Source organism: Helicobacter sp. 11S02629-2, assembly GCF_002272875.1.
Lineage (GTDB): Bacteria > Campylobacterota > Campylobacteria > Campylobacterales > Helicobacteraceae > Helicobacter_I.
This window is the reverse complement of record NZ_MLAN01000018.1, coordinates 1-20,063: the sequence shown is the minus strand read 5'-3', so window position 1 is coordinate 20,063 and position 20,063 is coordinate 1. Positions and strand designations below refer to the sequence as shown.

Annotated in this window: 17 protein-coding genes; 10 read left to right on the top strand and 7 right to left on the bottom strand. The window is 36.4% G+C overall.

What is annotated here, in order from left to right; genetic code table 11:
- From BKH40_RS08005 to BKH40_RS07995, 3 genes are all read right to left on the bottom strand, one after another.
- Positions 1 to 1,759 (bottom strand): hypothetical protein (locus BKH40_RS08005; RefSeq protein WP_143428478.1); only part of this gene is annotated, 1,759 nt, incomplete at its 3' end.
- A gap of 239 nt (positions 1,760 to 1,998) precedes the next feature.
- The gene (locus tag BKH40_RS08000) at positions 1,999 to 2,970 is read right to left on the bottom strand and encodes a DMT family transporter (RefSeq protein WP_095278488.1); all 972 of its coding nucleotides are present in this window, start codon (positions 2,968 to 2,970) and stop codon (positions 1,999 to 2,001) included.
- Positions 2,971 to 3,010: 40 nt separating this feature from the next.
- A complete protein-coding gene (locus BKH40_RS07995; protein WP_095278486.1) occupies positions 3,011 to 4,318 on the bottom strand; it encodes a hemolysin family protein in 1,308 nt (435 codons plus the stop codon).
- A 118-nt stretch (positions 4,319 to 4,436) separates the two neighbouring features.
- Between BKH40_RS07995 and panB the strand changes: the two genes are divergently transcribed.
- The 6 genes from panB to mreC are packed head-to-tail and all read left to right on the top strand — an operon-like array spanning position 4,437 to position 9,712.
- Positions 4,437 to 5,231 (top strand): 3-methyl-2-oxobutanoate hydroxymethyltransferase, encoded by a 795-nt coding sequence (gene panB / locus BKH40_RS07990; protein WP_095278485.1) that lies wholly within the window; start codon positions 4,437 to 4,439, stop codon positions 5,229 to 5,231.
- Positions 5,232 to 5,278: 47 nt separating this feature from the next.
- On the top strand, positions 5,279 to 5,791 hold the full coding sequence (gene fabZ / locus BKH40_RS07985; protein WP_095278484.1) for a 3-hydroxyacyl-ACP dehydratase FabZ: 513 nt from the start codon (positions 5,279 to 5,281) through the stop codon (positions 5,789 to 5,791).
- On the top strand, positions 5,788 to 6,573 hold the full coding sequence (gene lpxA / locus BKH40_RS07980) for an acyl-ACP--UDP-N-acetylglucosamine O-acyltransferase (RefSeq protein WP_095278482.1): 786 nt from the start codon (positions 5,788 to 5,790) through the stop codon (positions 6,571 to 6,573). Before fabZ ends, lpxA begins: the two co-directional genes overlap by 4 nt.
- Entirely contained in the window at positions 6,566 to 7,846 is a 1,281-nt protein-coding gene (clpX, locus tag BKH40_RS07975; protein ID WP_095278481.1) for an ATP-dependent protease ATP-binding subunit ClpX, read from the top strand. Before lpxA ends, clpX begins: the two co-directional genes overlap by 8 nt.
- 16 nt (positions 7,847 to 7,862) lie before the next feature.
- Positions 7,863 to 8,900 carry a rod shape-determining protein gene (locus BKH40_RS07970; protein ID WP_095278479.1) on the top strand — a complete coding sequence of 346 codons (1,038 nt, stop codon included), beginning with the start codon at positions 7,863 to 7,865 and terminating at the stop codon, positions 8,898 to 8,900.
- Positions 8,901 to 8,908: 8 nt separating this feature from the next.
- Positions 8,909 to 9,712: a rod shape-determining protein MreC gene (mreC, locus tag BKH40_RS07965; protein WP_095278478.1), complete on the top strand. Its 804-nt coding sequence runs from the start codon at positions 8,909 to 8,911 to the stop codon at positions 9,710 to 9,712.
- A gap of 61 nt (positions 9,713 to 9,773) precedes the next feature.
- Here mreC and BKH40_RS07960 read toward each other — a convergent pair whose 3' ends face one another.
- Complete coding sequence (locus BKH40_RS07960; RefSeq protein ID WP_095278476.1) at positions 9,774 to 10,340, bottom strand: hypothetical protein; 567 nt, start codon at positions 10,338 to 10,340, stop codon at positions 9,774 to 9,776.
- A gap of 157 nt (positions 10,341 to 10,497) precedes the next feature.
- On the opposite strand from BKH40_RS07960, the gene BKH40_RS08795 reads away from it, so the two are divergent.
- Genes BKH40_RS08795 through BKH40_RS07945 form a run of 4 tightly spaced genes read left to right on the top strand, consistent with a single transcriptional unit; the run spans position 10,498 to position 13,621 of the window.
- Positions 10,498 to 10,638 (top strand): hypothetical protein, encoded by a 141-nt coding sequence (locus BKH40_RS08795; protein WP_180675170.1) that lies wholly within the window; start codon positions 10,498 to 10,500, stop codon positions 10,636 to 10,638.
- Between the two features lie 8 nt (positions 10,639 to 10,646).
- Positions 10,647 to 11,594, top strand: coding sequence for a carbon-nitrogen hydrolase (locus BKH40_RS07955; protein WP_275542244.1), 948 nt, complete (start codon positions 10,647 to 10,649; stop codon positions 11,592 to 11,594).
- A 3-nt stretch (positions 11,595 to 11,597) separates the two neighbouring features.
- A complete protein-coding gene (locus tag BKH40_RS07950) occupies positions 11,598 to 12,173 on the top strand; it encodes a class I SAM-dependent methyltransferase (RefSeq protein ID WP_095278474.1) in 576 nt (191 codons plus the stop codon).
- Positions 12,170 to 13,621 carry an MATE family efflux transporter gene (locus BKH40_RS07945; RefSeq protein WP_095278472.1) on the top strand — a complete coding sequence of 484 codons (1,452 nt, stop codon included), beginning with the start codon at positions 12,170 to 12,172 and terminating at the stop codon, positions 13,619 to 13,621. Before BKH40_RS07950 ends, BKH40_RS07945 begins: the two co-directional genes overlap by 4 nt.
- A gap of 603 nt (positions 13,622 to 14,224) precedes the next feature.
- On the opposite strand, the gene BKH40_RS07940 is transcribed toward BKH40_RS07945, so the two are convergent.
- The 3 genes from BKH40_RS07940 to BKH40_RS07930 all read right to left on the bottom strand — a co-directional run bounded on the left by BKH40_RS07940 (position 14,225) and on the right by BKH40_RS07930 (position 19,874).
- Entirely contained in the window at positions 14,225 to 15,640 is a 1,416-nt protein-coding gene (locus BKH40_RS07940; protein ID WP_095278470.1) for a hypothetical protein, read from the bottom strand.
- A 135-nt stretch (positions 15,641 to 15,775) separates the two neighbouring features.
- Positions 15,776 to 18,298 (bottom strand): hypothetical protein, encoded by a 2,523-nt coding sequence (locus tag BKH40_RS07935; protein WP_095278468.1) that lies wholly within the window; start codon positions 18,296 to 18,298, stop codon positions 15,776 to 15,778.
- Between the two features lie 85 nt (positions 18,299 to 18,383).
- Positions 18,384 to 19,874 (bottom strand): hypothetical protein, encoded by a 1,491-nt coding sequence (locus tag BKH40_RS07930; protein WP_095278466.1) that lies wholly within the window; start codon positions 19,872 to 19,874, stop codon positions 18,384 to 18,386.
- Between the last annotated feature and the right edge of the window lie 189 nt (positions 19,875 to 20,063).

Below are 20,063 nucleotides of genomic sequence, written 5' to 3'. Positions count from 1 at the left end.
GAGCTTTATATACATTAGCATAGTCATTTTGGACATGGAGGGTTTTATAGATGTTTGTATCACCACTTACATGTAAGTCTGAAGCACCATCTTGGAAGGTAAGGGTATTAGCGTTTAGGGTGGGAAGGGTGGCACTAGCAAAGAGAAAAGTTAGGTTATCAACCTCTATATCTCCTATATTTCTTATCAATAGTTTTGAGTAGGAATCTAAAGTAGCGTTTTTTATATAGATACTGCCCGTTTTTGCATCTGAGTTCCCCTTGAACTCTAAGCCTGCTTTATCAACATCACTTGTTCCTTGATATAGATATAAGTTATCTATATTGACTTTGTCTATGTTGGAGTAAAAGACCGTGTTGTTATTACAACTATTGCCTATACATGTATTATTATTTCTTTCAACTATAAGGCTACCTATGTTAAATCTTTTCCCATAGACACTAGCACCCCTTAGAGTTAGCTCCTTAATATTAGAATCCCCAGTGATGTTAGAGGCTTCAAGGATGGAGTTGCTGCCTGTTGTAGGTAGTCCTTCAGCTACTATCTTATTGGCATTAAAGTTTTTACCGCTAAGTGTTAGTTGGTTAAAACTACCTAATACACTTTTATCTAAAAAGATATCTTCGCTAGCTTTTAGCCCAACATTAAGCACACTTCCTGCAACACCAGCGTTTTTATACTCTATATTAGTTACGCTTATGTTTTTCCCTTCTATGTTTGTGTTAGCGCCACTAGTTGCACCGTAGGCATTTATATGGCCTACTATGACATTGGCATTAGGTGCTTTTATATTAACCGTGGCACGGACTGTGGTTGAAAAGGTATTATTATCCGTATTTGTTAGGTTGGCTATGTTAAGTGTGCTTGGGGTGTTTATAGTTAGATTCCCAGTACTTTTGCTTATGTCACTATTCCACCTAAATCTTAGATTAGTTATATTTAGTGTGTCTTTTACAGAGTTAGCATCAATTGTTGCATTACCAGCATTTGCACCAACTATAAGTGTGCTTAGGCTAACTTTTGGAGTAGAGCTAAAGTCTAGCTTAGTAGGACCTGAAGTAGATAGGTTAAAGTTATCACCCATTAAGATAGTGCCAGTTGAGTTAAAACTCTGTGCTGCTACTGTTAGGCTAGTAGCATTACCACTGCAGTTAAGTGTAGTACACTGAGTTAGTTTTAAGGTCTCACTTTGGTAGACATTACCAGTAGCATTAATACTTACTTGGGCACCACCACCACCATACACACTCACACCATGCTGCAAATGGTGCCCACCAAGATTGACATCTCCTCTTATATAGAAATCTTTTGCAGCGTTAAAAGTGATGCCTGTATTGTATTTGGTAGTGCTTCCACTAAAAGCCCCTAGTAAGACTGAGCCAGTGCTTCCTCCACTTGTAGCGTTAGCCCCTAGTATCAGACTAGAGTTGTTAAGATTTAAAGTAAGCAAGTTAGTCTTATCAAGCTTTGAGTTCATAGAGTAGTTTATATTTTGTAAGTAGTAGATATTTCCACTATCAAAGCTATTAATAGTTGGAGAGGCATTACTAGTTGGGTATAAATAGTTCCCATTTACGTCTGATGCCCTGCAAAACTCACCTGTACAATTTCCAAAAAATCCCCTAGGAACTGGAAACTTTCCGCCTGCATCTTGTGGTGTCCCATCTGCATAGCTAAGCCCTAGTAGGATGCTTAAAACAAAAGAAAGGCTTAGCAGCTTAGCTAAGTTGGTATGGTGGATATTAAGTCCTAAAGACATAGCAAACTTCTTTCTCTAACTTTTTTTGTGCTTGTTTTACACTTGGGTTTAAGTAAACTTTTTTTAAGAACTGACCATCTAAAAATACTCTGTAATTATATAAGATTAGAAGTAACTTGTGAGACCAAAAAGTAAAGTAATTTTAATCAAAGTGAATTTTTGTGCTTTAATCTAGTTTTATCTTTAGTGTCAAGTAGAGTATATAAATGATAAAGAATCCTTTTTAGTTTAAAAATACTTTAACTTTTAAGCTTTTTAAAGTTTTTGCTATCTCTTATATCTTGGATGATGATAGGAAGGGCTATTAAGACACCACAGACTATGATTAAAAGTAGCCCTAAGGCTTGATAGAGGCTAGGGAGGCTATCTCCTAGAAAGATGCCTATTATCATACTCCATATGATTCTAAGATAGGTTATAGGTGAGACTATAGCAGGACTTGTAAACATGTAAGACTTAGTCATAAGCCACTGGGCAAGCGTACCAGAGATACCAACAAAAACTATTAGAATCCACATATAGCTACTAGGTATCTTAAAGCCTGAGATTAGAGGGTTATGAAGGCCAATTACGGGTAGGGCAAACATACCAAGTAAGCCAACTAGGGTCATGATGATTCCATACCACATAACTATGCTTTCGCTTTTAAAGTAGCCATTCATACTTTTTAGAGTGAAGAAGGCAAAGGTTCCACTTAAGGCACTTAAGATTCCAACTATGATGTTTGCTATAGGGATCTTTCCTTCAAAAGGATCACTTATAAGTAAGATTCCAACAAAGCCAAGTATGGTAGCAAAGATGACTATGGGTCTAGGCTTATTTTTAGTAAAGAGGGCAAAAAGAGTGATGTATAAAGGGGTGCTAAGCATGAAGGCTGTAGCTATACCAAGAGGTATAGTTATAAAGTTATAAAATCCTAGTGACATGGATATAGCACCAAAAAGAGAGCGGATTAAAAGCTTGCTAAGGCCACCTTTTTTTTGGGATCTAAGGGCGTTTTTCATGGCGTTAAAAAATAGGCCTATATTTTTATGAAGGTTAGTAACTAGTATGCTAGCAAAGACTAAGATAACCATAGTTAAAGCTCTAAAGAAGATGTTTTCCATAGAGGGCATACCTAGACTTCCTAAGGTCTTTATGAGGCCATTCATAGCAGCAAAAAAGATAGTCGCTAAGGCCATTAAAAAGATGCCTTTTAGCGTATCTGACATAGGATTCCTTTTAACTTTTTAAAGATGCTAGATAAGGCTTTTAGTCTTTAGATTCTTCTTTAGTTAAGACATTTAGCTTTGTAAGTAAGAGTTTATTAATCCTATTATCCACTGTATCTAAGACTTCATAGTCACAGTACTCATCACTTATCTTATCGCCCTTACTTGGCATACTTCCAAAAAGAGATAAGACATAGCCGCCAATAGTCACTTGCTCTTTATCTTCATAGTCTATATCTAAAATCTCTTGCAAGTCATCTAGCTCGCAGATCCCTTCTACTTCATAGTTGCTATCATCTATCTTTTTGATTTGGTTTTCATCTGTGTCATCATAGATACTACCCATGACTTCTTGCAAAATGTCTTCAGTAGTTAAGATTCCAGCAGTACCACCGTACTCATCGACAACCAAAGCAGTATAGACTTTCTTTTCATGCATCTTAACTATGGCTTTTGAGATTGAGATATTCTCAGATATAACTAGCATTTTAACGGCAATAGAATCTAAGTCTTTCATCTTGTTTTGTAAAGTTAGACTAAGAAGGCTTCTAATGTGGATTATCCCAAGGATTTTATCTTTGCTTCCATCACAGTAAGGGAATCTTGTGTGCTTGCTGTTTTTTACTATCTCTAAGTTTTCTTCTAAAGTCTTAGTTTTATCAAGGCAGACCATGTCTTTTCTAGGAGTCATTATCTCTTTAGCTAGGGTGTCTGAAAAGTCAACTGCGTTTTTTATGATCTCAGATTCTATGGAATCTAAGTGCCCTTCTTTTAGGCTTTCTCCAACTATGATTTTAAGTTCTTCATCACTGTGGGCGTCACTTGTGCCTTTGACTTTTAGTAGCTTTAAAACTAGGTTTGAAACTAAGTTGAAAAACTTTATAACTGGCCAAAAGACAAAGTGGAAGGCATAAAGTGGCTTAGCTATGGCTAGGACAGATTCTTCACTTTTGGCTATGGCTACAGACTTTGGCACTATCTCGCCAAGGATTACGTGAAGTAAGGTTACTATGATAAAAGAAAGGATGAGACTTGCTATGTTTATAGCTTGGGGGTCATTAGTAAAAAGCAAAAAGCCAGAAAAGATAAGTCTTCCTATCTTTTCTCCTACCCAACCTAGTCCAATAGAGGCTAGAGTGATGCCAAGCTGGGTGGCTGAGAGGTAGCTATCAAGTGACTTTGAGATTTTTAGTGCAAGCTTTGCGTTACGTGCTTTAAGCTTTACTAGCTCTTCTAATCTTGACTTTCTAACTTTAACTATAGAGAATTCTGATAAAACGAAAAATGCATTTAATAAAACCAATAGTATGGCTAAGATAACGACACCAACCGAGTGATATGGGTCCAAGTTAGAACTCCTTAAAGTTATTAGAGATGAAATTGTTTTATTTTAACATTTAACATTAATAATATACAAAGATCATTTAGCGTAATGTTATCATTACTTAAAAAAGGAGTCCCTAAAAATGGCAAATAAAATCACTTATAAGACCCTGCAAGCTAAAAAAAACGTAGAGCAAATCGTATGTATAACGGCGTATGATGCCTTGTTTGCGAGTATTTTTGATAAACATGTAGATTTGATACTAATAGGCGATAGTTTAAATATGAGCTTTAATAATGAAAGTGATACTTTAACTATAGGCATGGATGAGATGATATATCATTCTAAGGCGGTCTGCAGGGGTGCAAACAGAGCTTATATAGTTGGCGATATGCCTTTTGGGTCTTACCATAGCATAGAAGATGCCCTAAAAAATGCTACAAGATTCTACAAAGAAACTAAAGTTGATGCTATAAAGCTTGAAGGTGGTAAAGAAGTAGCACATATCATAAAAGCTATAGTTGATAGCGGTATAGCAGTGGTTGGCCACGTAGGACTTAAGCCTCAGATGGCAAGAAGTGAAGGGGGCTTTCACGTGCAAGGAAGGGATGAAGCTTCAATTGAGCGTGTGTTTAATGATGCCTTAGAAGTCGAAAAAGCTGGGGCTATCGCCCTAGTTTTAGAAGGCACTATCTCTAGTCTTGCTAAAGATTTGCAGCGTGAGCTTAAGATCCCACTTATAGGTATAGGGGCTGGGAATGTCTGTGATGGGCAGATACTTGTATGGAGTGATGCTTTTGGGTTTTTTACTAACTTTAAGCCTAAGTTTGTAAGACGCTTTTTAAATGGGGCGGAGCTGGTAGAAGGCGCACTTAAAAAGTATGTAGATTCTGTAAAAACGAAGGATTTTCCCGGAGATGAAGAAACTTATCTATGATAGAATCATGAATTAACATCAAGTCAAAATAAATACAAGGAGTCTTAATGGAAGAAGTTTTAAATAAGGAAGATTCAAAACAAGATACATTAAACTCAAAAATCCAACTAAACATAGATAGCATTATGAAGATTCTGCCTCATAGATATCCTATGCTTTTAGTAGACAGAGTTACAGAAATCATCCCCAATAAAAGCATAAAAGCCTATAAAAACATAACTATAAACGAAGAAGTTTTTTTAGGTCACTTTCCCAAAGAGCCAATCTATCCCGGAGTTATGCAAGTAGAGGGCATGGCACAGGCTGGGGGGATACTAGCTTTTGTAAGCACTTGGGGGCTTGAGCAGGGCTTAAGCGATGATAAGATAGTTTACTTTATGACTATGGATAATGTTAAGTTTAGAATCCCAGTTAGACCCGGCGATACTTTATGCTATGAGATGACAGTCTTAAAACATAGAAGCAATATATGGAAGCTAGAAGGCAAGGCCTTTGTAGATGGGAATCTTGCTAGCCAAGCAGAGCTTCAAGCCATGGTAGTTGATAGGCATACGAAATGATAGCTAGCACTGCTGTTATAAAATCTGGTGCAAAGATAGGCAAAAACGTAGACATAGGTGACTTTTGCGTCATAGGTGAAAATGTAGTAATAGGCGATAACTGCAAGCTTTATAACAACGTAACTTTATTAGGTAACACTACACTTGGCAGTGGTAATACCATCTTTCCTTATGCAGTTTTAGGAACCCCACCTCAAGACCTTAAGTATAAAGGTGAAGAAACTGCTTTAATACTCGGGGATAATAATCTAGTAAGAGAGCACTGTATGTTTAACCCGGGCACTCTTGGTGGTGGGGCTAAGACAGTTATTGGAAGTGGAAACTTATTCATGGCATATGTTCATATAGCTCATGACTGCATAGTTGGTAATAATAATATCTTGGCTAATAATGCAACACTTGGTGGACACATAACTATAGAAAACCACGTAAACATAGGTGGTATGACACCAGTTCATCAGTTTGTAAAAATAGGCGAAGGAGCCATGATAGCTGGGGCTAGTGCCTTAGCACAAGATATACCGCCTTACTGCCTAGCTGAAGGTAATAGGGCAAAGATAGTAGGGCTTAATAAGTTTAGGATGAGAAAGATACTAAGCAGAGAGCAAATAGATTCTATAAGTTCTTTATATAAAAGACTTTTTAGTGGTAAGCAAAGCTTACAAGAGATAGCAAGTCTAGAGTTAGAGACTAACCCTATGGAAGAGATAAGACATATTTGTACATTTATCTTGGAATCTACACGTGGGATACCATTTAAAAGAGGAGAGCTAGATGACTGATAGGTGTAGTTTTTGTGGGAAAGAGGCAAGTGAGGGTAACCCGCTAGTCGCTAGTAACCCAGAAGTAAGCGGTCAAAAAGCTTTTATCTGCAAGTACTGTTCTACTTATGTTTATAAAGAGTACTTTGATAAAGATAGTTTTGAAGGCACTAGCTTTGATATCTTAAAGAAAGATATCCCAAGCCCAAAGTCTTTAAAACATCATCTTGATGACTATGTCATAGGGCAGGAGAGGGCTAAAAAGATTTTTAGTGTAGCGGTTTATAACCACTATAAGAGGATAGCTAGTCTTAATAAGAAAGATGAAAATGGTAACATCCTTTACTCAGGTGATGATGTAGAGCTTTCTAAGTCTAATATCTTGCTTATAGGCCCAACTGGAAGTGGTAAGACTTTGATGGCACAAACCTTAGCTAAGTTTTTAGAGTTACCTATAGCGATATGTGATGCTACTTCTTTAACTGAGGCTGGTTATGTAGGTGAAGATGTAGAAAATATCCTAACAAGGCTTTTACAAGCAGCAAATGGTGATGTTAAAAAAGCAGAGATGGGCATAGTGTTTATAGATGAGATAGATAAAATCTCTCGCCTCTCTGAAAACAGATCTATAACTCGTGATGTAAGTGGAGAAGGAGTACAGCAAGCCTTACTTAAGATAATAGAAGGAAGTGTGGTTAATATACCTCCAAAAGGCGGAAGAAAGCATCCTAATCAAGACTTTATCCAAATCGATACTAGCCATATACTTTTTATATGTGGGGGTGCTTTTGATGGTATAGAAGACATCATCAAAAAAAGAGTATCTAAAAGCTCAGTTTTAGGCTTTGGCGTAAGTAGTGGTGAGGAGGAAGAAGAGAGTAAAGATTCCATCATCTCTAAAGTAGATACAGGAGATCTTGTAAGCTATGGTCTTATACCTGAGCTTATAGGAAGATTACCAGTTATCTCAACACTTGAAAGCATAAGCAAAGAAGCTATGATATCTATACTTACTAAGCCAAAAAATGCCATCATCAAGCAGTATAAAAAGCTTTTTGAGATGGATAATATAGACCTAGTCTTTGAAGATGAGGCAATAGAGCGTATAGCTGAGCTTGCCATTGAACGCAAAATCGGTGCTAGGGGGCTTAGGTCTATAGTAGAAGAACTGTGTATTGACTTAATGTTTGATATGCCAGAATATAGCGGCTATCAAGTAGTCATCACAAAAGCTTGCGTAGATAAGCTAGAAAAACCTATATTAATCAAAAAAAACAAAGCCAAAGCTATATAAGATATAAGGAGCAAGAGTGTTATTTAATAAACTTTTAGGGTGGTTTTCTCATGACATAGCCATAGATTTAGGCACGGCTAATACTATAGTTATGATAAAAGGTCATGAGATCTTAATAAATGAGCCTTCAGTAGTTGCTGTTAAGGTAGATAAATATAAAGATGATGAGATCTTAGCTGTAGGTAGGGAAGCCAAAGAGATGGTAGGTAAAACACCTGATAATATAAGGGCTGTTAGACCTATGAGAGATGGCGTGATAGCTGACTTTAATATAACTGAAAAGATGATTCGCTACTTTATAGAAAAAGCACATAAAAGAAAAAACTTCATGCGTCCTAGAATCATGGTCTGTGTGCCTTATGGTCTTACAAGTGTTGAAAGAAAGGCAGTTAAAGAATCTGCCATGAGTGCAGGGGCTAGAGAAGTGTTTTTGATAGAAGAGCCACTAGCTGCAGCAATTGGTGCTGGGCTGCCTATACAAGAGCCTCAAGGTAGCTTAGTAGTTGATATAGGTGGGGGTACTACTGAGATAGGAGTTTTATCTTTAGGAGGGCTAGTTATATCTAGATCTATAAGAACTGCTGGGGATAAGATAGATGGGGCTATCATAGAGTATGTTAGAAAGAAGTTTAACCTTCTAATAGGCGATAGAACAGCTGAAGAGATAAAGATAGATATAGGAAGTGCAGCACCTCTAGATGAGATATTAGTTAAGCAAGTAAAAGGAAGAGATCAAATAAGTGGCCTTTTAAGCACTGTAGAGATAACTAGTGAAGATATAAGAGACGCTATAAAAGATCACATAAAAGAGATGGGTAATGCCCTAAAGAGTGTGCTTGAGGTAGTCCCACCTGACTTAGCTGGAGATATAGTTGAAAATGGCATAGTTTTAACTGGAGGGGGAGCACTAATTAGAAATCTTGATAAGTACTTCTCAGACATGGTGAAACTTCCAGTTTATGTTGGTGATGAGCCTTTGCTTGCTGTGGCAAAAGGCACTGGCAAAGCCATGGAAAATATGAGTGTATTAGAAAAGATAATAGCTAATAGCTAGCTTTTTTAATGAAGATACTTTCTTTTTTTATCATACTTATAGTCTTAGTTGTTGCTATCTTTGGCTTTGTCCCTGTACTAAGGAGCTTTGTTATAACATCAAGCTATGATGTAAAGCAGTTTTATGTAGAAAAAAAGCAGAGTTTTTCTGACTTTGTTGATGACTATACTACTAAGGCTGCAGAAGTTGCCCATATGCGAAGCACTATTAGAGAGCTACAGGCTGATAAGCTTAAGTATGATGCTTTAAAAGTTAGTTTTGATAACTTGAATGCTGCTTTAAATATCAATAATAAATATGATGGAGTAAACACAAAGCTAGCAAAAGTTATATCTTATGCTTCCCTTGCAAACTATACTCGTATATGGATTGACTACTCTGTAAAACATAGCACTACTAATAAGATGTATGGAATCTTAAAAGATGGCTACGCTATGGGCATAGCTACTTTTAAAGATAACACACTTCTAGGTTTTTTAAACGGTGATAAAAGCACAAGTTATAGTGTCTATGTAGGAAAAAATCAAGCCCCGGGCATACTAAGAACTGATAGTGATAATAAGATAGTTATAGACTATATACCCTCTTGGATAGATGTCGAAGTGGGCGATGAGGTTATAACTAGCGGTCTAGATGGAATCTTCTTTGAAGGCATAAAAGTGGGTAAGGTTACTAGCGTTAAAGAAGACCATGGCTACACAAAAGCAAGCGTGCAGGTTTACTCAGACAGAGCAAGACTTGGCTATGTGTGGATAGTGGATACTAAAGTACCACAAACCATAATGTTAGATAAAGATAGTCTTGAGAAGTAGGGACTTTAGGTCTTTATATAGACACACTTTTAGATGCACCTCTCAAAGTTAAAAATCAAAGCTAACTATTAATGTTTATGTTTTGTTCTAAGTTAGAGTAGGCATTAACATAGCGCTGTATAAAGTCACTATGGGCGTTAAACATCTTTATACCATTTAGTTTATTAGCATTAATTATGAAAGGATCTTCATTCTCACTGCTAGTCTTAGAATCTAAGCTTAGGCTAGCTTTATCATGGTTTTCTTTAGGTCTATCAAGCTGGCTTTTTTCTCTTAGCTTATTCATATCTGCTAGTTGATAAAGCTTTTGTGCGGCTAGTAGTTTTTCACCATCATTTAGATTGAGTGTAGCTTTTATCCATGCGCTATATTCTTTATCACTCATTAACTCTAATATATTTAAGCCATAAGTCTCTCTAGCGCCATCTTGTGATTTAATGCTAACTTCAGCTACACTTTCTTTTACTTGCACGGGGCTTAAAGAAGTACTTTTTATAGATACTTCTTTGGTAGATAAGTCCTTATTTTGGGCTTTAACTTGGCTAGTATCGCTTTTTAGATTCTGTCTTTTTATATAAAGTGTATTTTTATTATATAGGTCTAGCGAAATATTATTTATATCTGACATGATATCCCAGTCTCCTAAAAGATCTTTTAACTCTTTTATACGTAAGCAAATTTGATACCTAAATCAAGATAAGTTAATATTTCATCTCTTATTCATTTCATAGTTATTATGGGAAAAATTATATAATTCACTACAGTTTATTTTAAAGGAGTATGACATGTCAGATGATGATTTTGAAGATGATTACGACTACTATGAGGAAGACTACGAAGAAGATGATGATGGACTAGAAGAAGATTCAAACTTCCAGTATGATGATGATGACTATGATCTTTATGATGAAGAAAGTGATGAGTAAAAACAAAGATGCGTGATATAAAAATAGCTCTAATACAACAAAGCTTTAAAGGAGATAGGCAGCTTGAACAAACTGCTTACTTAGTAGAAAAAGCAGCAAGCAAGGCAAACTTAGTTTGCTTACAAGAGCTGCATGCCAACCACTACTTTTGTCAAGCCCAAGACTTAAGAAACTTTGACTATGCTTCAAACTTTAAAGAGCAAGTTGCCTTTTTTAGCGACCTAGCTAAAAACTTAAAGATAGTTTTAGTAACTAGTCTTTTTGAGGAGAGGGCACCTGGTCTTTACCATAACACCGCAGTTGTGTTTGAAAAAGATGGAAGCATAGCTGGGACTTATAAAAAGATGCACATACCTGATGATAATAACTTTTATGAAAAGTACTACTTTACGCCCGGCGAGCAAGATAGTAAAGATGACTTAAGCCTTGGCTTTAAGCCTATAGATACAAGTATAGGAAGGCTTGGAATCTTGGTGTGCTGGGATCAGTGGTATCCAGAAGCTGCAAGGGTTATGGCACTTAATGGCGCTGAGATTTTGATTTATCCTACTGCTATAGGGTCTTTGTTTAGCGAAGATGAAAGCGAGAGGGCTAGGCAGATAGATGCGTGGGTAACTATGCAAAGAAGCCATGCCATAGCTAATGGAATCTATGTCGCAAGTATAAATCGTGTTGGCAAAGAGGGTGAAAGCCTAAGTGCTATTTACAATCCTAATGCAGAAGTTGTAGCTAAGTCTAAAGATGACAAAGAAGGCATTGACTTTTTTGGAAATAGCTTTATAGCCTCACCGCAAGGAGAGATACTAGGCAGACTAGATTCCACAAAAGAAGGATTACTAGAAGCAAGCTTAGATATGAGCGAGATAGCACGTATAAGAAATATCTGGCCTTTTTTAAGAGATAGGCGGATTGATGCTTATTCAGATTTATTGAAACGTTTTGCTTTTAAGGGGTAGGCTTTGAGTTTGCAAGATAAAACTAGATGGGATGATAAGTATGAATCTAATGACATGGTTTTAGAATCTAGTAACTTGCTAGAGCTAGCCTTGCCATTTTTAGAAAAAGAAGATTCTAAAGAGAGGCTAAAAGTGCTAGATGTGGCTTGTGGGACTGGAAGGCACTCTTTAAAGCTAATGGCTTTAAGAAAGCTTAATCTAACCTGCATAGACATCTCCCAAGTAGCCTTAAATAAGCTAGAAGACCTGCTTCAGTCTGTAAACTTTGGCAAGCACAAGGTTAATCTAGTCTGTGCTGACTTAGAAAACTTTGAAGCAAATGAAGAGTATGACTTAGTTATGAAGTTTTTTTATCTTAATAGAGACATACTAAAAAACTTACGTTCACTGGTTAGACAAAATGGAATCTTTATCTATGAAAGCTTTGAAAGGCTTAATGAAGCTAAGAATCCAAATCACTACTTAGAAGTAGATGAGATACTAACTTATCTAAGTGACTTTGAGATACTGCATAAAGACTATGTTAATGAGAGTGAAGATAAAAGGACTATTAGGCTTATAGCAAGGCGCATCTTATGAAAAGCGAGCCTGAAGGTTATGGCAGTAAGGATTCTGCCCTACCTGTGCTTGAAAGTAAGCTAAAAAAGAAAGGGAGGTCTAAGACTAGATTTAGAGTAGGGCGCATCTTAAATATAGCCCTTCCTAGTGGACTTCAAAGCGGTTTAGATGTGCTAGATATGTCTATAGCACTTTTTTTTATAGGCGCTCTTGGTAATGAGTACGTAGCAAGTGTTAGTATATCAACTGGCTATTTAGTGCTTTTTTATCCAGTGGTTTCTATACTTTATATCGCTGCTAACGCACAGATCTCTCGTGCTTTTGGAGCTAGGGACTACACTAAGATAAAAAGCATCTTTTCTGTTATGTTTTACTCAGCCATCATCTTTTCTATACCTACAGCTTTAGTAGCACACTTTGGTGCACACTACTATTTTGCGTGGCTTAACTTGGGCGATACTATAACTAATCTTGGGGTTTACTACTTAGGAGTTACAGTCTTTATCTTCCCAGCCCTTATGGTAAAAAACGTCATGATATCTAGCTTTGCAGCCCTTGGAGATACTAGAAAGCCTTTTATGATTAAGATAGGTGTTACTATCTTAAGCGTGCTTTTAAACTACTCTTTTATAACTGGTGGTTTTGGCATGCCGAAATTTGGCATGGAAGCAGCAGCTTTTGTAACTGTAGGCATAGCTTATATTGAAGCCCTTATACTTTTGACACTTATCACTTTTAAAAAAAGCTTGCTTTTAAAACTTCGCTTCACCTTTAACTTCTACTATCTAAAATATGGCTTAAAGATAGGCATACCTACTGGTATAGAGAGGCTTTATACGCTTGTAAGTATAAGTATCATTCTAAAGTTTGTTGCAGGTTATGGGGACAGTATAGTCACAGGATTCCAAGTAGGCACTAGGGTTGAGAGCTTTTCTTTTGTGCCGGGCTTTGGCTTTATGGTAGCGGCTATGGCTTTGATGGGGCAAAGTCTAGGGGCTAGAAAGATAGCTTATGCTAAAGAGTATGTAAGGCTTTGTCTTATCATAGCTTCTAGTGTGATGGGTACTATAGGCTTGCTTTTAGCGATATTTGGCTACTTTTTAACACTTATCTTTATAAGCCATGACGCAGTGGCTTTGCAGTCTGGGATGTATTATCTAATAGCTGTTGGACTTTCTCAAGTGCCTCTAATTTGCTGTTTTGTCTATGATGGTGCCCTTCGTGGGGCTGGTAAGACAAACGTTCCTTTGATGATTAATATATCAAGTATTACGATTTTAAGACTTTTGCCTATGTATATATGTATAAGTTTTGGGCTTAGTGTGTACTTTTTATATGCCATTATCTGTGTTGAAACTTATATACGCTTTATCTTTTTTCATTTTGCGTTTAATAAGGGCACATGGATTCCAAAGTTTGCAAGAAAGATACGTTTTGTAGGTAAAAAAAGCTCGCTTTATAAGGTGTAAAGAAGCACTCCTTTAGCTTTTTGTGTCATGTATTAGGCTGTTACTAATAGTCGTGGCAAGTAGATATTTTTAGATTCCATAGATTTATAGAATCTATTTTTAATTACTAAAAGCTTGCACGTGATAAAGTAAGAAAATATTAAAAAACTATCACTTGAAGTGCATATAAAAAGAAGTAAAATAAAAAAGGGCTAGATTAGACCTATAAGCTTTTGTCACTAATAAAAGCTTATAAAATCCAAATCTAGCCCTAAGCGATCTTAAAAAGACAAAGGTTTAAGTTTTTGTTGTGACTATAAACATACAAAATATAATCACTCCTAAAAACTTAAGTCTTTAAGTAGTTTAAAGTTAGTTATAAAGATCAAACATACAAAAAGATCTTCATAAACTCTTAGACTACTTTTTAAGTAATGCATCCCACCCACCCAAACCCAAAGAGTTAAGATTTTTAAATAAATAGAATCTTAAATATTAAAATATTTAATTGCCAAGTAGATCTAAAGACCTTCTAGCAATGACAAATATTTCAAACACATATAACTCTTACTAACTCATATCAACAACCCCTAAGCTTTAGTCTAAGGGTTGTTATCTAATCTCCTAGTTACTTCCAAAGTAGTAGGTATAGTTAAATGAGATATCACTACTTGCTGTATTAGGCATAGTATTTCTAAAGTAGTACTGATACTCTAGTGATACTGCTTGATGCTTACCTATAAAAGCTATAAGCCCAGCTTTAAGAGTTGGGAGGATAATAGGGGCACTGTTAGCCTTAGCAGCATTTAGTCTATCTTGCTCTTCTTTGGCATTATTGGCAGCTGCTATTTGATGCTTGTTAAAATCATCTACTTTTTGTTGTAAATTAGCTATTTTTTTGTTTAAGTCCGGTATGGTTGTGTTGTTAGCTGTATCTAGGTCATTTTGCAAACTAGTGTTTTTATCTGTTAAGTTAGTTTTATCGGTAGTTAATGAGGCTATTTGTTTGTTTAGTTCTTCAATTTTTTGTTTTTGTTGTTCGATGGTTTGAGGGTTAGTTCCTAGTTGATTTGTTAGATTAGTTACTTGATTTTGAAGAGTGCTTACTTGCTTTTGAAGCATGTCTTTAGTTATTAGGTTGGCTATGCTTGTTATTGTGTCTAATAAATCTTCTCCTAAACCACTCCTATACACATTAATACCAGTATTGCGACCTGCAGCAGAATAAGGATCAAAGGCACCAGCAACAGCATTGGGACCACGACCTACAAGAGCCATTGGAGCACCATATTTTTTAGCAAACTCGCTTGCATTTGCTTGAGCTTGTGCTATCAGTGAAGTTGCACTTACAAAGTTACCACTTTGTTCCGCAGCGTAAGCTTGCTTTATTTGATTAAATGCATCATTATAATTTTTAACACCATAAACATCATTTGCCCCTGCAGGTATAGCCACAGGATTTGGAAGTGTGTAGTTGTTTATTGCTACATTTGGATTAGTGATCCCCGGAAAATTCACTACAGCAGCCCCAACTACACTATCACCCCTAAAATTCCCTCTGCCATTACTACCACCATCATTAGTTCTTATAGCAACACCAGCACCTAGTATATAACCTAGTTTTATATAGCCTGTGCTTCCAAGTTTAAAGGCTTGTATAAAGTCTAAGTTAACTGAGTACTGAGGATTAAAACTAGAAGTACTACCTATAGAGTTAGCTCCTACTCCTATAGTCGCTTGTAAACCTAGCGTGCTAGATCTAGTAGTAGTAAAGATTCCAGTACCTAGTTTTAGCTTAGCATCTAGCCCTGCATTGGGTGCTAGTTGTACGCTAAATCTATTATTGCTAGCATCTGCACTTAGTCCTGTGCCAACCCCAGCGCCTAGTAAGAACTTGATTCCACTTATATCATTACTACTAGAACTTATACTTTCTCTAGAAAGGCCTCTATCTCTTTTGTGAGAAGTAGCTGCCATAGCCATACTGCTAAAGCTTACTATTAAGCTAGCAGCTAATATTATTTTTGTAGCTTTTTTCATTGCATATCCCCTATATAAATTTAAATATTTTTAAAACACAAAGAAGATAAAGTTCTTATCTTCTAACCTTTTTGCCACTAATTCCACATCTTGTTGCATGTGCCTCCTTTATTATTTTTATATTTATTAACATCCCTACTTCCCTCCAAAGTAATATGTATAGTTAAGACTTATGTCATTTACTGGCATGGAGTTAACTTTGCTAGCATTAAAGTAGTACTGATACTCTAAAGAGATAGACTGCTTAGTGCCTATAAAAGCTATGATTCCAACTTTTGCAGTAGGAAGGATTGTAGGCATAGAGTTTTCTTTACTTTCTTTTTCTCTTAAAGCCTTAGCAGCAGCTGCTATCTTTGCATCTTCTTCTTTTTTAGCTTTAGCCTGCTTTATACCTTCTAACTCTTTTTGGGCAGCCTTTAGCTTATCTAGCTGACTACTAAGATTAGTTAGAAGTTCATCTGCTGTAGCTTCTGTATTTTTCCTATCTCCATCAAGTGTTGCTATCTTTGCAGTTACATCTTGTATCTTTGATAGTAAGGCACTATTAGTCTTAGTTAAAGTATCTATAGTGCTTCCTAGTCCTTCTTTATTAGTAGTTAGACTATTTATTGTCTCTTGAAGTTTTTCTCCATTAGACCTAAGCTTTTCTATAGTCTCAGCTTGAGTTTTAGTTGTATCGCTTAGATTTTTGATAGTTCCAGCTTGAGTTTGAAGACTACTTAGTATGCTAGAAAGCTGAGCACTCATATCAGCATTATTATCTTTTAAAGATTGTGTAGTAGAGCTAGCATCACTAGTAGTGCTTTGAAGTTTAGAAACTGCATCTTTTATCTTTCCTAGGTTAGTTGCATACTGAGTTTTTAGTTCATCTAGTGAGCTTGAGGCATCTTTATACTGAGCTTGGATTTGAGCTATCTTTGCATCTGATTGTTGTTTGGCTTGAGCTGTAGCTTCTTGTGCTTCTTTAGCTTGCTGTTTTAAATTGTCTATCTGACTTTCTAAAGTAGTGATATTAGTTGCTTGTGTTTCATTACTTTTATTGGCTTTGTTGAGTTTCTCTTGTATGTCCTTATTAGATGTAGTTAGGCTATCAATACTATTTTGGGCATTAACATTAGCTTCTTTCAAAGAGGCTATTTTTCCTTCTAAAGTAGTCTTAGTAGTATTTAGATTTTTAATCTCTCCTTCTAAGCTTACTTTAGTAGTATTTAAAGTATCTATTTGTCTTTGAAGCTTATTTTGCATATCTGCCGCACTAGCTTGGGCATCTTTTAAAGCTTTAGCATCTTTATCACTTTGGGCTTGTTGGGCAGCTAACTGAGTAGCAAGGCTATCTTTTTGTTTAGTTAAGGCTGTAAGTTGCTGATTTATGGAATCTAGCTGGGATTGCTTGCTATTTGATTGAGAAGTTGCTGTATTTAGCTCTGATTGTAAAGAAGAGATTTTCCCTGTTACTGTTGGTATTATATTGGCTGTGATTTTGCCAATTATGCCATCTACAGAGTTATTAAGACCTATAGTTCCAGCTTGAGGGAGTTTATTAAGCCTAGCAAATAAGGCAGGATTTGTTTTAAATAAATCAAACAGCGTTAAGGCAGCTACAGAAGCTTGAGATTCTGACATGCCATAAAGCAATATAGCCCTACTATAATTACCACTTTGTGCTGCATCAACAGCAGCATTAGCAAAGGCTATAGCATGATTATACATGCGGTTTGTTTGATAGTCCCCTGAACTCAAAGTACCATTAGGATTAAATACTGGATTATTAACATCTCCTAGTGGGATCTTTTCTGCTTGCTCGGTTGATGTTATACGCTGTGTAAGTAATGGATTAGATGCAGTACTAGCAGGACTTGTGTTTGATGAAGTATTTGAACTGCCTCCACTACTAAAACCACTAGAGCTAGGAGCTTCTACTCCTCCTACTGACTGACAAGTTTCGCCTTTTCTTGGATCAAACTGAGCACTACATATATTATTAAGCACAGCTGCCCCAACTACTGTATTAGAACTACCACTTCCACTACTATAAGCAGAGTTAGTTCTTATAGCAGCACCTATACCTACTATATAGCCTAGCTTAAAGTAACCACTACTAGTTACATTGAAAACTTGCATAAAGTCAAGATTTACAAAGTACTGAGGAGCGTAGTTAGAAGTGCTAAGCACATTATTAGCCCCAGCGCCAATACTAGCTTTTAACCCTATAGTGCTTCCACCACTTAATGTTTTAAAAAAGGTACTTCCTAGACTTAGCCTTGCATTAAGCCTATTATCACTTTTATAGATTTCTTTTAGACTAGAGCCTAGTTGTGTGCCTACTCCAAGACCAAGGTTAAATCTTAAGCCATTTATTGAGTTATCACTTTTAGGATAATTACTAGAATCTTCACTGCTAGAACTATCACTAGAGCTATCTCCTAGCATAGCTAAAGTCCCTATAGACTTAGAGCTTCCTATAAGACTAGCTTTATCATTCATAGCAAACTTAGAAAAGTTTATACTATCGCTAGTAGTACCATTACCATTAATAATGCCTACGCTATCACTTATAGCTTCACTTGCACTTGCTAGGCTTGTAATACTTAGGGCGCAAAGTAAGCTGGTGGCTAGGGCTATGTTTTTAATCCCTGTTATCTTGCTAAAATTTTGCATAGTTCTCCTCTTGTTGCTTTTTCTTTTTTTTAAATCTCTGCCTTAAAACTAATGTTTTAAGGGCTTATGTTGTGTATAAAGACGTTTATTTTCCACCAAAGTAATATGTATAGTTAAGTGAGATATCACTACTTGCCATACCTTGAACTGTGTTTCTAAAGTAGTACTGATACTCTAGTGATACTGCTTGATGCTTGCCTATAAAGGCTATAAGACCAGCTTTAAGGGTTGGAAGGATAGTAGGAACGTTTTTAGCACTAGCTTCACGTCTTTTTCTTTCTGCTTCTAACTCTGCTGCACTTTGACTAGCTGCTATCCTTGCTTGATCTAGTATCTCTTTTAGCTGGGCTTGAAGGCTTGAGATCTCTGTAGCTTGTTTAGCACTATCTTCAGTAGCTTTTCTGTTTGCATCAGCAAGCTGTTGTTGTAGGTTGGCTATCTGGGCAGCTTGGGCACCTATAGTGCCGGTTGTTTTTAAAGTGTTACTTGCTTGGGTCACTGCATTATCACCCGGGCTTATAGTTGAAGTGTAATCATTAGAATCTATGATCCCAACGTTTTGTAAAGATTGGAGGTTATTTTTAGCCATCGCTAGTTTTGTGCTTGCTTGTTGTATCTTTTCTGCAGCTTGCTGTATGTTTGATGCTTGACTTGGATTCCCAGCTAGTGTTTTTGCTTCATTAGCTATAGTTTCAGCACTACTAACTTGACTTTGTACACTGCTAAGGGCAACTGGTTTTAGAATCTTTACTGCTTGATCAGAGTAGGTAGACCCTAGACTATTAGCAAATACTGGAACCGAGCCTCTAGAACCTGGAAACCTGTTGTTCCAATTGAATCCTAAAGCATTTATCTGGGAGGCTAGGCCTTGTATCTGTTTAAAGCCACTTACACCTTGAGATATATTGCCATTTTGAAATTGTGTTTTTATAGTATTAGCTTGACTAGTTATTTGGGAAGATAGGTCTTGTATCTTCTTGTTAACTTCACCAAACTGTTGCTTGATAACAGTAGTCTTGCCCACATCATTTATATCCCCAGTAATCATTGAGTCATCAAATACAGCTGCCCCACTAGCTATGGTATCACCACTAAAACTACCACTTCTATTACTTCCACTATCATGTGTTCTTATAGCAACACCAGCGCCTAGTATATAACCTAGTTTTACATAGCCACTTCCTATCTTGAAAGCTTGTATAAAGTCTAAGTTAACTGAGTACTGAGGGTTAAAGCCAGTGCCTGAGCCTAGGGCATTAGCCCCTACTCCTATAGTTGCTTGAAGTCCTAACGTGCTATTACTAGTAGTAGTAAAGATTCCAGTACCTAGTTTTAGCTTGGCATCAAGACCGGGATTAGGCGCTAGTTGTATACTAAAGCCACCATTACCAGCATCTGCACTTAGTCCTGTGCCTACTCCTGCGCCTAGTAAGAACTTGATTCCACTTATGTCATTGTTATCAGACTTTATAGCATGAGTTGCCCTATCTCTTTTATAGTTTTGGGCAGCACTTGCAAAACCACTTAGTCCTAATATAAGGCTAGTTGCCAGTACTATCTTTGTAACTTTTTGCATTGGTTGTCCTTTTTTATATGATTTAATTACCACTAACTTAGTGAGTTAGAAAATTCTAATTGTTTTTTTTTTTTTGTATTAAAGGAAGCTTAAAGTGAAAACTTTTATAAAAAATATTTATTAGTTAATACTAAAAATGAAATAAGATTTTACTTTTAGCTATTTTTAGCTCTTTTTCACTTTAAATAT

What these genes read in the sequence shown, in the direction of transcription:
- BKH40_RS08000 (WP_095278488.1), bottom strand. Translation starts at nt 2,970, where the DNA reads ATGTCAGATACGCTAAAAGGCATCTTTTTAATGGCCTTAGCGACTATC.
- panB (WP_095278485.1), top strand. Translation starts at nt 4,437, where the DNA reads ATGGCAAATAAAATCACTTATAAGACCCTGCAAGCTAAAAAAAACGTA.
- fabZ (WP_095278484.1), top strand. Translation starts at nt 5,279, where the DNA reads ATGGAAGAAGTTTTAAATAAGGAAGATTCAAAACAAGATACATTAAAC.
- lpxA (WP_095278482.1), top strand. Translation starts at nt 5,788, where the DNA reads ATGATAGCTAGCACTGCTGTTATAAAATCTGGTGCAAAGATAGGCAAA.
- clpX (WP_095278481.1), top strand. Translation starts at nt 6,566, where the DNA reads ATGACTGATAGGTGTAGTTTTTGTGGGAAAGAGGCAAGTGAGGGTAAC.
- mreC (WP_095278478.1), top strand. Translation starts at nt 8,909, where the DNA reads ATGAAGATACTTTCTTTTTTTATCATACTTATAGTCTTAGTTGTTGCT.
- BKH40_RS07960 (WP_095278476.1), bottom strand. Translation starts at nt 10,340, where the DNA reads ATGTCAGATATAAATAATATTTCGCTAGACCTATATAATAAAAATACA.
- BKH40_RS08795 (WP_180675170.1), top strand. Translation starts at nt 10,498, where the DNA reads ATGTCAGATGATGATTTTGAAGATGATTACGACTACTATGAGGAAGAC.
- BKH40_RS07955 (WP_275542244.1), top strand. Translation starts at nt 10,647, where the DNA reads ATGCGTGATATAAAAATAGCTCTAATACAACAAAGCTTTAAAGGAGAT.
- BKH40_RS07945 (WP_095278472.1), top strand. Translation starts at nt 12,170, where the DNA reads ATGAAAAGCGAGCCTGAAGGTTATGGCAGTAAGGATTCTGCCCTACCT.
- BKH40_RS07940 (WP_095278470.1), bottom strand. Translation starts at nt 15,640, where the DNA reads ATGAAAAAAGCTACAAAAATAATATTAGCTGCTAGCTTAATAGTAAGC.
- BKH40_RS07935 (WP_095278468.1), bottom strand. Translation starts at nt 18,298, where the DNA reads ATGCAAAATTTTAGCAAGATAACAGGGATTAAAAACATAGCCCTAGCC.
- BKH40_RS07930 (WP_095278466.1), bottom strand. Translation starts at nt 19,874, where the DNA reads ATGCAAAAAGTTACAAAGATAGTACTGGCAACTAGCCTTATATTAGGA.